Source organism: Leisingera sp. ANG1 (genome assembly GCF_000203975.2).
Lineage (GTDB): Bacteria > Pseudomonadota > Alphaproteobacteria > Rhodobacterales > Rhodobacteraceae > Leisingera.
The window spans coordinates 188,406-201,281 of the sequence record NZ_AFCF02000009.1 but is presented as its reverse complement, the minus strand read 5'-3'; the positions used below and the strand labels follow the sequence as shown (position 1 = coordinate 201,281).

Below are 12,876 nucleotides of genomic sequence, written 5' to 3'. Positions count from 1 at the left end.
GGCTGCAAACCCGGGCGCTGTTCATTTCGTCGGGGCGGGCGCCAGCAGCCGGTTCCAGGCGCGGTCCGCAAAGTCCGGTTTTTGCGGCTCCAGCATGTGCAGCCCCAGAAACCAGTAGAAATAGCGTTCAAACGGGAAGGCGGCAAAGGCCTCCCCAGCCCGGCTCAGGTTCTCCTGCAGCTCCGCCCCAGTGCGGCAGACCAGCGTGCCGTGATGATAGTCGGACGCCGCGCAGGTCAGCACCGGCTTGCGGTGCATCAGCGCCTCGAACCCGACGGCCGAGTTCTGCGATACAACCGCAGCTGAGGCAGCGATCAGGTCATGCACGCTGGCACGGCTCAGCTCTGCATTGGCAATCCCGGCGCAGAGCTCTTCCAGCCCGCGCAGCGCGGCAGCATCCTGCAGCGGATGCGGCTTGACGTAGACCCTGCCGGGCACCGCCGCGCAGGCGGCTGTGATCATCTCCGCTGTGGTCAGGTAATGCACCGGCTCGCGGTATTTCTCGATGTCCTGCACGAAAATGGCGGCGTCTGCAGGCGCCAGCCCGCCGGGCGTGCGCGCGCTTTGCGCCCGTTTGGAGACGTTGCGCCGCAGCGCATGGCCGCGCACGCCGTTGAAGAAATGCTCTGCTGCGGCGCCATCCACCGCTTGCGGGTCGAACAGCTGCCCGGAGAGGCTGGAGTTCCAGTAATAGCCCTGCGGGTCCAGATACCAGAAGCCGCGCAGATAGCTGGGCTGGGCGTGAAAGATGCGCGGCCCCTGCGTGCGTTTCGGGCCGATGACGATTTGCAGATGATCTGACCCCAGAAGCCCGAAGGACAGGACATCCTCGGCGTGGATCAGCAGTGGCTTGCAGCCCCGCGCATGGGCGCTGGCGCCGATCTTCTCGAAAAACTCGCAGCCGCCCTCCAGGATGTGCCGGAACCAGGCCTCCTCCGCATGCACGATCAGCGGCTGCTTGCGGCTGTCCAGCTGGCGCAAGTGATTGAGCTTCTTGAAGCTGCCCCGTTTCTGCATGGGATGCTGTTTCTCTGCCTGCCTGTGCTGCGGTGTCGGGCCGCAGGCTCAATTTCTGGGCAGTACAGACCGTCCGGTCAAGCCGGGCGGCGGCGGCAGCGCAAAGAAAATGCCCGGGGAAAGCCCCGGGCATCCGTGTTTTCAGATCCGCTGGGATCAGCCGATGATGGCGTTCAGCGTGGCGCTGGGGCGCATCACCTTGGCCTTCAGCTCCACGCTGGGGCGGAAGTAGCCGCCGATATCGGCGGGCGCGCCCTGGGCCGCAGCCAGTTCGCTGATGATCTGCTCTTCCTTGGCGCCCAGCTCCTCGGCGATGGGGGCGAAATGCGCCGCCAGGGCTGCATCCTCGGTTTGCGCCGCCAGTGCCTCGGCCCAGTAGCGGGCGAACCAGTAGTGGCTGTCGCGGTTGTCGGGCTGGCCGACCTTGCGCGAGGGAGAGCGGTTGTGGTCGAGGATGCCTTGGGTCGCGTCCTCAGCCGCACGGCCCAGCACGCCGGCCTTGGTGTTGCCTTTGACATCGGCCAGGAAGTTCAGCGACTCGCCGAGGGCGCAGAACTCGCCCATCGAATCCCAGCGCAGGTGGTTTTCCTCGACCAGCTGCTGCACGTGCTTGGGGGCAGAGCCGCCGGCGCCGGTTTCAAACAGCCCGCCGCCCTGCATCAGCTTGACGATCGACAGCATCTTGGCAGAGGTGCCCAGTTCCAGGATCGGGAACAGGTCGGTCAGGTAATCGCGCAGCACGTTGCCGGTGATGGCGATGCTGTCCTTGCCTGCGGTGATGGTTTCCAGGCTCTGGCGGGTCGCTTCGCGCGGCGCCATGATCTGGAACTTGTCCGCAACGCCGGCCGCCTCAAGCGCGGGCTTCACGTATTTGATCAGCTCTGCGTCATGGGCGCGGTTTGCGTCCAGCCAGAAGATCGCCTCGGAGCCGGTCAGGCGCTGGCGGTCCATTGCCAGCAGGATCCAGTTCTCGATCGGGGCTTTCTTGACGGTGCAGGAGCGCCAGATGTCACCGGTCTCGACGTCATGGCTGTGCAGCGTCTCGCCGCCCGCCAGCACGATGCGGATGGTGCCGTCGGCGGGCGCCTCAAACGTGGTCGGGTGGGAGCCGTATTCCTCAGCCTTCTGCGCCATCAGGCCGACGTTGGCGACCGCACCTGCGGTGGTCACATCCAGCGCGCCGTTGGCCTTGAAGAAATTGATGGTCTCGTCATAGACGGTGGAATAGCAGCGGTCGGGGATCACGCAGTTGGTGTCGCCCTTGTTGCCGTCCTGGTCCCAGCCCTTGCCGCCGGCGCGGATCACCGCAGGCATCGAGGCGTCGATGATCACATCCGACGGCACATGCAGGTTGGTGATGCCCTTGTCGCTGTCCACCATGTACATGTCGGGGCGCTCGGCGCGCACCGCTTCGATGGCGGCGGTGATTTCGGCGTTGCCTTTGACGCGGTCCAACAGGTCGCCCATGCCGGAGTTCGGGTTCACACCCAGCGCGTCCAGCTCGGCGCCGTATTTCTCGAACACCGGTGCCAGCCAGGCCTTGACCGCGTGGCCGAAGATGATCGGGTCGGAGACCTTCATCATGGTGGCCTTCATGTGCAGCGAGAACATGGTGCCGTCCGCCTTGGTGTCGGCAATCGCTTCGCCGAGGAAGGACGACAGCGCCTTCACCGACATGAAGGTGGCGTCGGCCACGGTGCCCTCTTCCAGCGGCCAGCCGTCTTTCAGCACGGTGACGGCGCCATCCTTGGCCACGAACTCGATCTTCGCGGCACCGGCCTGGGCGGCGGTGATGGTGGCGGATTTCTCGTTGGCATAGAAATCGTTGCCCGGCATCGACGACACTTTGGTCTTGCTGTCTGCCGACCATTCCCCCATCGAATGCGGGTTCTTCTGAGCAAAGTTCTTCACGGCCTTGGCGGCACGGCGGTCGGAGTTGCCTTCGCGCAGGACCGGGTTCACCGCGGAGCCCTTGATCGCGTCGTAACGCGCGCGCACGTCTTTCTCGGCGTCACTCTTGGGCTCTTCCGGGTAGTCCGGGAGGTTATAGCCCTGGGCCTGCAGTTCCTTGATGGCGGCGGTCAGCTGCGGCACCGAGGCGGAGATGTTCGGCAGCTTGATCACATTGGCGTCCGGGGTTTTCACCAGCTGGCCCAGATCGGCCAGGTCGTCGCTCTGGCGCTGCGCATCGGTCAGGTTCTCCGGGAAGGCGGCGATGATGCGGCCGGCAAGCGAAATGTCCTTGGTGCCGACAGTGACACCGGCGGCGGCGGCGAACTTGCGAATGATCGGCAGGAAGGATGCCGAGGCCAGTTCGGGCGCTTCGTCTACAATGGTATACAATATGTCCGGGGTTTGATTTTCTGCCATGTTCCACAACCTTTCAGCGATCTCGGAGGCTTATAGGGCATCAGCGCAGACAGGCCGCGCCGGTTTCGGGTAGTCCGGTGCTGCCGCAGCGGCGCCCGTGTTTCGGGCGGGACCGGCCTGGGCAGCCATGTGTGTGGCCCCCATGTAGAACACGATTGCTGCGGGTGCAATGGTTTGGCGCATCTGCGCCCCCGCGCGGATTGCCGCAACGCTGAAATGGAGGGCGGTGAGGGGCGCTGCCCCCAGGGCTTGATTTAAAGAGGGGCGCTGCCCCGCAGGCCTGATTTAAAGAGGGGCGCTGCCCCTCTTGGGCCGCCGGCCCAATTCACCCCGGAGTATTTCGGGAAAGATGAAAGCGCCGGGGTTACTCGCGCAGCTCGTCCGGGGCGACGCCCCAGAGCTTTTTCTTCGGCGCCCAGCCGCTGTAGCCGCCGGCGGAGATCTCGCACCAGTCACTGGCGCATTCGCCCAGCCGCGCCACCACGCCCAGTTCAAAGGCGGCCGTTACCGGCGCGCGGGTATCGGGGCGGGCGTGCACGGTCAGCATGTCCTCCTCGACCAGCACAGTGCGCACGCCGGACAGGAGCGCGTAATGCACCCAGCCGCCGGCGCCATCGCGGTCCTGCACCCGGCGCCAGTGGCCGTATTCCGCGGTGATCTCCAGCGGCATGCCGCGGCGCTTGAACACCCAGTCGATCTTATGGGTCAGCGACGGGCCGCGGCGCACATTGCCGGTGGCGGCCTTCATCGAGACATAGCGGGGCAGGGGCAGGTTGGTGACCGGGCCGCGGGATTCGGCCGCGCAAACGGTGGCCGTCAGCAATGTAACTGCTGCTGCCGCTGCCAGATGGCGGAGTGCCATTGCCGCGTTTCTCACTGCCTGCTCGCCTCTTCGTTGCCCAGCCGGGTTATGCCCAGCCTCTTGTTCCGGTCTTCCGCCCGTCTGGTTATGCCCCTGCTGCGTCCGGGAAATTTCCGGCCGAGAGGCAAGGGAATGCGGTTGGGTTCTTGTGCCTCTGCGCATCCTGCGCCACGATGCCATGGAGGCGTGCGGATTGAAAAGCCCAAGGGAGAGCACAAGTGCCAAGAGACCGATTGAGTGTTGTCGTTACGCGACGGTTGCCGGAACCTGTGGAAACCCGGCTGAGCGAGCTGTTCGATGTGCGCCTGCGCGAGGATGACACGCCGATGACCCGCAGCGAGCTGGCCGCGGCGCTGAAGGACGCCGATGTGCTGGTGCCGACGGTCACCGATACCATAGATGCGGGCCTGCTGGGCCAGGCCGGCGAGCGGCTGAAGCTGATCGCCAATTACGGCGCCGGCGTGGATCACATCGACGTGGCGACAGCCCGCCAGCGCGGCATCCTGGTGTCGAACACCCCCGGCGTGCTGACCGATGACACCGCTGATATGACCATGGCGCTGATCATGGCGGTGGTGCGCCGGATGCCAGAAGGGCTGGCGGTTATGCAGAAGGGCGACTGGCAGGGCTGGGCACCGACCGCGTTCCTCGGCGGACGCATCGCAGGGCGCCGTCTGGGTATCCTTGGCATGGGCCGGATCGGCCAGGCGGTCGCCAAGCGCGCCGCCGCCTTCGGGATGCAGATCCACTACCATAACCGCCGCCGCCTGCGCCCGGAGATTGAGGAGAAGCTGGAGGTCACCTATTGGGAGAGCCTCGACCAGATGGTGGCGCGGATGGATGTGATTTCCGTCAACTGCCCCTCGACGCCTTCCACCTTCCACCTGATGAACGCGCGGCGGCTGAAGCTGATGAAACCTTCGGCGGTGATCGTGAACACGTCGCGCGGCGAGGTGATCGACGAGCACGCGCTGACCCGGATGCTGCGCTCGGATGAGATCGCGGGCGCGGGGCTGGACGTCTATGAGCACGGCACCGACATCAACCCGCGCCTGCGCGAGCTGCCCAATGTGGTGCTGCTGCCCCATATGGGGTCGGCCACCATCGAGGGGCGGATCGAGATGGGCGAGAAAGTGCTTTTGAACATCAAGACGTTTGAAGACGGCCACCGGCCGCCGGATCAGGTTGTGCCGTCCATGCTGTAACCGCGGCTGCAGGGCTGGAATTATCAAGGAGGACTTTTCATGAAGTATCTGATTCTGGCCGCTGCCGCATTTGCTGCTGGCCCTGCCGCCGCGCAGGAGGCCGCAGATGCGGTTGCCCCCGAAGCGGCAACCGCAGGCACCTTTGAGGCGATTTCCCCCGAGGTGGCCGCCGCGCTGGAGGCCAAGGCCGAAGGCCAGCCGGTGGAAGCGGACAACTGGATGGTCGCGGCTGCCAACCCGCATGCGGTGGAGGCCGGTGCTGCCGTGCTGCGCACGGGCGGCACTGCGGCGGATGCGATGGTGGCGGTGCAAACCGTGCTGGGTCTGGTGGAGCCGCAATCCTCCGGCCTGGGCGGCGGCGCGTTTCTGGTCTGGTATGACGCCGCCACGGGTGAACTGACCACGCTTGACGGGCGCGAGACTGCGCCGCTGGCGGCGGCGCCGACCCTGTTTCAGGATGAAAATGGCGCGCCTTTGCAATTCTTTGACGCGGTGGTCGGGGGCCGGTCTGTCGGCACGCCTGGCACGCCCGCGCTGCTGGAAGAGGCGCACCGCCGCTGGGGCCGTGCCAACTGGCCATCGCTGTTTGAGCCGGCCATCCGGCTGGCGGAGGATGGCTTTGCCGTCTCGCCGCGTTTGGCTGCGCTGGTGGCAGGGGACGCCGAACGGCTCGCACGTGCCCCGGCCACTGCCGCCTATTTCCTGCCTGAGGGTGAACCCATTGCCGAGGGCGCAACCCTGCTGAACCCGGACTATGCCGCCACCCTGCGGGCGCTGGCAGAGGGCGGAGCGGGGGCGTTCTACGCAGGCCCCATCGCGGCAGAGATCGTGCGCGCAGTGACCACGGCTGAGGGCAACCCCGGCGTGCTGTCCGCTACCGATCTGGCGCTGTATCAGGTCAAGGAGCGCCCGGCGGTCTGTGCAGCCTACCGCGATTTCGAAGCCTGCGGCATGGGGCCGCCGTCCTCTGGTGCGCTGACCGTGGGGCAGATCCTGGGGATGCTGGGCAACTACGATCTGGCGGAGCTGGGGGCGGAAAGCGCCGAGGCCTGGCGGCTGATCGGCGATGCCTCGCGCCTCGCCTTTGCCGACCGGGGCCGCTACATGGCGGACAGCGATTATGTGCCGGTGCCCACCCATGGGCTGGTGGCGGCGGACTATCTGGCGGGCCGGGCAGAGCTCTTGCAGGGCGATGATGCACTGCCCGAAGTGGCGCCGGGCGCCCCGGAATTTGATCACGCGCTGATGCTGGCGGATGATGAGTCGATCGAGCTGCCCTCGACCTCCCATATCTCGATTGTGGACCAGTACGGCAACGTGCTGTCGATGACCACGACGATTGAAAATGCCTTTGGCTCGCGGCTGATGGCGGCCGGGTTCCTGTTGAACAATGAGCTGACGGATTTTTCCTTCCGGACCCATGCGAACGGGGTGCCCATCGCCAACCGGCTGGAGCCGGGCAAGCGGCCGCGGTCCTCGATGGCGCCGACGATTGTGCTGAAGGATGGCAAGCCGGTACTGGCCATCGGATCCCCCGGCGGCAGCCGCATCATCGGCTATGTGGCCAAGTCGATCATCGCCTGGGCGGATTGGGGGATGGATATCCAGGCCGCGCTGGCACTGCCGCATCTGGTCAACCGTTTTGGCACTTATGATGTGGAGGCGGGCACCAGCGCAGAGGAGCTGTCAGAGGCGCTGACAGACATGGGCTATGAGGTCAATGCCCGCGACCTGACCTCCGGCCTGCATGCGATTGAAATCGGCGATGGGCTGAAAGGTGCGGCGGATCCGCGGCGGGAAGGGATCGCACTGGGCGGATAGGCCGGGTGGGCTGGGGCGGCTACGGGGTTCTGGGTATTGCTGAACTCCGGTGGCTGGCCGTAAGTTAACAGGTGAATTGTTCCGGGGCATCGCGCCCCGCTGCCAGGGGAGGCCGCCATGGTCCAAGCCACATCACTGCCGCGCAACGAGGCCGGGATCGCCGCCGCGATTGATGCGCTGAGCCAGCAGTTCGGCGACCGGCTGCAGACCGGTCAGGCGATCTGCGAGCAGCACGGCCACACCACCACCTGGATCACCAACCAGGCGCCGGATGCGGTGGTGTTCCCCACGACCACCCGCGAGGTTGCGGAGATCGTCGCGGTTTGCGCCGAATACGGCGTGCCGGTCATTCCCTTCGGCACCGGCACCTCGCTGGAAGGGCATGTGAACGCGCCCGCTGGCGGCATCTGCGTGGACATGATGCGGATGGACCAGATCATCGCGGTTCATGCCGAGGATCTGGACGTGGTGGTGCAGCCCGGTGTCACCCGAGAGCATCTGAACACCTACCTGCGCGATCAGGGCCTGTTCTTCCCGATTGATCCCGGCGCCAATGCCTCGCTCGGCGGCATGGCGGCGACGCGCGCCTCCGGCACCAACGCGGTGCGGTATGGCACCATGAAGGACAACGTGCTGGGGCTGGAGGCGGTAATGGCCGACGGCGCCGTGATCCGCACTGCGCAACGGGCCAAGAAATCCTCCGCTGGCTATGATCTCACCCGTCTGCTGGTCGGCAGCGAGGGTACTTTGGGGCTGATTACTGAGCTTACCCTGAAACTGCAGGGCATCCCGGAGGCGATCCGCTCTGCCCGCTGTTCCTTCCGCACCGTGGATGAGGCCTGCCGCGCGGTGATGATGACCATCCAGTACGGCATCCCGGTGGCCCGCATCGAACTGCTCGATGAGATGAGCGTGCGTGCCGCCAATGCCTATTCCGGCCTCGACCTGCCGGAAACGCCGCTGCTGCTGCTGGAGTTTCACGGCTCGGATGCCGGCGTGGTGGAGCAATCCGACATGTTCGCCTCCATCGCCGAAGAATTCGGTGGCTTCGACATCTCCGCCACCTCGACGCCGGAGGAGCGCAGCAAGCTCTGGCAGGCGCGCCACGACATGTACTGGGCCAGCCTGCAGCTGCGCCCCGGCGCCAAGGGGCTGTCCACCGACGTTTGCGTGCCGATCTCGCGGCTGGCGGAATGCGTCGGCGCAGCGCGGGAAAAGGCCGAAAGCATGGGGCTGCTGGCGCCAATGGTCGGCCATGTGGGCGATGGCAACTTCCACGCGCTCCTGCTCATTGACATGGACAGCGATGCAGAGCGCCAGAAGGCGGACGAGTACATCGGCTGGCTCAATGAGATGGCGATTGAGATGGACGGCACCTGCACCGGCGAGCACGGCATCGGCCAGGGCAAGCGCCCCTATTTGCAGCAGGAACTGGGCGAGGCCACCCGGTATATGGCGGCGATCAAGGCGGCGCTGGACCCGGAGAACATCCTGAACCCCGGGAAAATCGTGGAGATGTAGGCCCCCGGCCCGGCGCGGCTGCAAAACAGCAAGATTTGTGCGTTCCGCTTTCCCGTCCCAATGCCTAGATCATGATCAGGCATAACACGAGGGAGCAGGCCGCAATGACCATCGGGCATTTCATCTGGACCGATCTTTCCACCTTCGACATGGCGCTGGCGCGCAAGACCTATGCGGACCTGTTCGGCTGGTCGTTCGACGGCGATGACAGCTACGACTTTGCCCAGGACAAGACACAGGCCGCCGCCGCAGTGTTCCCGATGCCGGAGTTCCTGGTGAAGATAAACATGCCGTCCTTCTGGATGTCCTATGTGCATGTCGAGGATCTGGACGCCAGGGTCGAAGCCGCCCGCCGCCACGAGGGCGCAATCATCGAGATCGAGCCGCAGCCGTTTGACGAACACAGCCGCATCGCGCTGGTGCGTGATCCCTCCGGCGCCGGCTTCACCATGGTGGAGGGCAGCAGCCTTACGCCGCCGGAAGGGCCGCCGCAGCCCGGCCATGCGGTCCGCCGTTTCCACCACCTGCCGGATATCGCGCTGATTGCGGATTTCTACAAGGACCTGTTCGGCTGGACCTTCCACAAGACGGCGGAAGCGCCCTGGCCGGTCTATGATATCCGTCACCCGGACGGCAGCCTGGTGGCCGTCGCCGAGGAGGTGCCGGAGGAAATCCGCGGCAAGTTCCGGTACTGGATGCCTTGTTTCGCTGTCGGCTCGCTGGAACAGGCGGCGGAGAAACTGTCCGCGCTGGGCGGCGAGGTCACGGTGGACCTGCAGGACGGGCGCCTGATGGGGGCTGATCCGCAGGGGGCTGCCTTTATGTTCACGGCTCTGGAACCGGAGGCCGCGGCTGGCAGCAGCGATGCAATGCCGTGGAAGGCCGGGCTGGGCCTTTTGTGCATCTGGCTGGCGGTGGTGCTGGATATCCCGCTGTTCTGGGGCGTGCTTTTCCTGCTCTGGAGCTGGCCCGCGCTGCGCACGGGACGGGCCGATTTCATCGAACCCGTCCGCCGCAGCACCCATCCGCTGCTGTTCTGGGGGCTGACCGGCACCTGGATCGGGCTAAGCCTCTGGGCGATTGCCGGGGCGCTGGGGGCGTTGTAGCCTTGGCCTGAACCGGACCGGAATGCGCCTAGCCGGTGCCGGTGCTTCATTCAGACTGATCAAGCAGGCCGGACTTGAACAGCACCCCTGCTGCAACCGCGCCCAGAACCGGAGCGACGATAAACAGCCAAAGCTGCGACAAGGCCGTTGAACCGGCAAACAGCGCGGGCCCGATGGAACGGGCAGGGTTCACCGAAACGCCGGTGACGTTGATGCCCACGAGGTGGATTGCAACCAGCGCCAGGCCAATCGCAAGCCCGGCCAGCGCGGCCGGCGCCCGGCTGCCCGTGGCCCCTAGGATGACAACCATGAACAGGAAGGTCGCCACGGCCTCGAACAAGAAGGCGGCCAGGATATTGTACTCTCCCAGATAGCCTGCGCCCCAGCCGTTCTGACCCAGCCCGTTGACGGCAACATCGTAGTCCGCCTTGCCGCTGGCAATGATCAGCAGCACCAATGCCGCGGCGATTGCGCCTGCGATCTGTGCCAGAATGTATTTCACCGCCTCCGGCAGCGGCATCCGGCCTGCCGCCACCATGCCAAGGGAAACCGCAGGGTTGATATGACAGCCCGACACCGGCCCGATCCCATAGGCCATGCCGGTCAGGGCCAGCCCGAAGGCAAGACTGATACCTGTCAGCCCGATGTCGGCCCCCGCGATCACCGCGGAACCACACCCGAACAGGACAAGCGTGAAAGTACCCAGAAATTCTGCAACTTGTTTCTTCATTGGTAATCCCCTTCTGAGGCTGCCATCCGCTTGCAGTGTAGCAGGGCGGGGCGGCGGCACAGGGGGAAATATCCGGTCTGGATGTCAGGGGCAGGGGAGCTCTGCCCGCCTGCCAGCCGTTGCGTCGGCAGCGTACGCATAGCTTACGGCCTTTTAAGCTCCTTATGCCACACTGCTTCCCGATCGCGGTCACCGCCGGGCCTGACACCCCCGGCATCCAGGAACAGGGCCCTTTGGCACGGGCACGCACAGACGACGTTTCGCGTGCGGGAGCAACCCTCCCGTCCCGCCTCCGCCCCTTGGCGGCGCCGCCACTCCTTACCGCTGGCAGACACAGACGATACAGCACAGCGGAACAGGCCAGACAGAAACAGCAGAACGGAACCCGGTCCGGCAGATTCAATCTGTGCGGGCGTGGCGCGCGTTCTTTTCGCGTTTGCGCCGCAATCCCGCCCCAAATGCCCATTAGCCGGATGGAAAGATTTCGGGCATTTCCATGAGGACATTATGAGCATCAAGCATCTGGCAGGCTTCGCAGCTGTGTGCGGGCTGGTATTTCTGGGCGTTGACTATGAACAGCAGACCCGCCGGGCAGGGCTGGACTTCGGCAGTCTGAGCCTTTCCGGCTATGCCGGCACCATCGAAAGCCGCTACCTGGGCCATAAGGCAGAGCAGCGCCTGGCGGATCTGGAGCAGGAGCGCCGAGACCGCTGGCGGCAGGGCGGCAAGGCGTATCTGCCCGAAGCGCCTGCCGGCATGGAGCGTTTCAGCCTGCTTGAACGGCCAGAAGTGCTGGCGGCAGGGGGTGGCGGCGCGGAGGCGGAGAGCGATCCGCTGGCGGAACTGGATCAGGCGCTGGATAGCGTCCGCCTGCAGAAACGGGCAGCCAAGATGGACCCGCACAGCTGGGGCTACGCCAAGGACGGTGAAGTGGTCGTGCTCAGCGTCCATCTGCGCGGCCTGCAGAACCCGAACACCCTGGGGGGGATGGTTGTGTCCTCGATGCGCGGCATGGGGCTGCCTGAGGAACCTTATGCCGTCATCGGCGGTGTCGCCTTTGGCCGCGATCAGGGCATCTACAAGCGCAGCAGCGGCAAGATGCGCAAATTCGAAGGGGTTTTGGGCTTCGGCGAACGCGCCATTATCGTGGTCCATGCGGATGCGCCGGACAGCACCATCAGGGAGGTTCTGGCGGCCATCGACTATGACGGGCTGAACGGCCTGCTGGAACAGCCGGTTCCCACGGTCGGCAATGACGTGACCGTGCCCGCCGCCGCTGAGCAGGAACTGGCAAGGGATATCACCCGGCTGCGCAGTGAGTTGCAGAGCATCGAAGCCAAGGCCGCGCAGCTGAAGATCGAAAACATTGATCCCGGCAAACTGCTGGCCGGCGCGGTGACAGGCACCACAGCTTTTATTGATGTGACCAGCGGCGATGTGCCGGACCCCGGTGCGGTGCTGGAAACGGCCTACCGCGAACGGCTGACCCGGCTGATGGCAGAGGCCGGTGCGGTTAGGGACGGCGTAGCAATCGAAGCGGAAGACCCCGCCGCGCTGGAGGCTGGCGGGAACAGCAGCGGCGCCACCTCCGGCAAACTGGCAGGGCTGGCGGGTTCGCTGCTTGGTGTCTTCACGGGCGGCTCCAGTCAGGAAGGCAGCCCGGCACCGCAGGACAGCAGCGGCGTGTCGCCGGTCAAGGTCAGCAAGGGGCTGGCGGGTGACGGCGGCGAAGGCAGCGGCTGCATCCGGCGCGGCACCACGCGGACCTGCGACTGATCCCGGCGGGGCAAGCGGCACGGCAGGGTCCGCGCAATTGCATGGGCTTTTCCCCGAATTGCCGGAATGCTGCCGCAATTCTGCGCCAGGTTTGAATCTGAGGTGAACAGCAAGGCACATGCGGACCCGGAGGACGGAAATGGGACTGAAGAAAGCAATGGGCATCCTGGTGTTCAGCACCCAGGCGGTGATTGGTGCCGACTATTACTTCCAGACCCGTGACGCAGGCCTTGGCTGGGGCGATCTGAGCGCCACCGACTACGGCACCATCGTGCAGGAGCGCTTTGCCCGCGCCCGCGCCGCCAAGGAGCACGCCGCCCGCAGCGGGGGAGATGCCGGCAGCTGGGACAGGCTGGCCGCACTGGGCAGCAGCACCTCAGGCGACCAGCCGGTCTGCATCCGCCGCAGCAATGAGGCCGAATGCTGACGCCTGGCAGAACAGCGTAAGACACAGACTTCAGGGGGCCG

At 65.5% G+C, this 12,876-nt stretch carries 10 protein-coding genes; 6 read left to right on the top strand and 4 right to left on the bottom strand.

Going from position 1 to position 12,876, the window contains the following annotated elements; translation table 11 throughout:
* Positions 1-21: 21 nt before the first annotated feature.
* From GC1_RS17145 to GC1_RS17135, 3 genes are all read right to left on the bottom strand, one after another.
* Positions 22-1,017, bottom strand: a complete 996-nt coding sequence (locus GC1_RS17145) for a capsular polysaccharide export protein, LipB/KpsS family (protein WP_019298469.1) — start codon at positions 1,015-1,017, stop codon at positions 22-24.
* 156 nt (positions 1,018-1,173) lie between these two features.
* On the bottom strand, positions 1,174-3,387 hold the full coding sequence (locus tag GC1_RS17140; RefSeq protein ID WP_029205071.1) for an NADP-dependent isocitrate dehydrogenase: 2,214 nt from the start codon (positions 3,385-3,387) through the stop codon (positions 1,174-1,176).
* A gap of 364 nt (positions 3,388-3,751) precedes the next feature.
* Positions 3,752-4,249, bottom strand: coding sequence for an SH3 domain-containing protein (locus GC1_RS17135; protein WP_019298471.1), 498 nt, complete (start codon positions 4,247-4,249; stop codon positions 3,752-3,754).
* A gap of 218 nt (positions 4,250-4,467) precedes the next feature.
* Between GC1_RS17135 and GC1_RS17130 the strand changes: the two genes are divergently transcribed.
* The 4 genes from GC1_RS17130 to GC1_RS17115 all read left to right on the top strand — a co-directional run bounded on the left by GC1_RS17130 (position 4,468) and on the right by GC1_RS17115 (position 9,902).
* Positions 4,468-5,454, top strand: coding sequence for a 2-hydroxyacid dehydrogenase (locus GC1_RS17130; protein WP_019298472.1), 987 nt, complete (start codon positions 4,468-4,470; stop codon positions 5,452-5,454).
* Between the two features lie 39 nt (positions 5,455-5,493).
* Complete coding sequence (gene ggt / locus GC1_RS17125; protein ID WP_019298473.1) at positions 5,494-7,275, top strand: gamma-glutamyltransferase; 1,782 nt, start codon at positions 5,494-5,496, stop codon at positions 7,273-7,275.
* 117 nt (positions 7,276-7,392) lie between these two features.
* A complete protein-coding gene (locus GC1_RS17120; protein WP_019298474.1) occupies positions 7,393-8,796 on the top strand; it encodes an FAD-binding oxidoreductase in 1,404 nt (467 codons plus the stop codon).
* Between the two features lie 104 nt (positions 8,797-8,900).
* On the top strand, positions 8,901-9,902 hold the full coding sequence (locus GC1_RS17115) for a VOC family protein (protein WP_019298475.1): 1,002 nt from the start codon (positions 8,901-8,903) through the stop codon (positions 9,900-9,902).
* Between the two features lie 46 nt (positions 9,903-9,948).
* Here GC1_RS17115 and aqpZ read toward each other — a convergent pair whose 3' ends face one another.
* A complete protein-coding gene (aqpZ, locus tag GC1_RS17110) occupies positions 9,949-10,632 on the bottom strand; it encodes an aquaporin Z (protein ID WP_019298476.1) in 684 nt (227 codons plus the stop codon).
* Between the two features lie 507 nt (positions 10,633-11,139).
* Between aqpZ and GC1_RS17105 the strand changes: the two genes are divergently transcribed.
* The gene (locus tag GC1_RS17105; protein ID WP_019298477.1) at positions 11,140-12,408 is read left to right on the top strand and encodes a hypothetical protein; all 1,269 of its coding nucleotides are present in this window, start codon (positions 11,140-11,142) and stop codon (positions 12,406-12,408) included.
* A gap of 139 nt (positions 12,409-12,547) precedes the next feature.
* Entirely contained in the window at positions 12,548-12,835 is a 288-nt protein-coding gene (locus GC1_RS17100) for a hypothetical protein (protein WP_019298478.1), read from the top strand.
* Positions 12,836-12,876 lie beyond the last annotated feature (41 nt).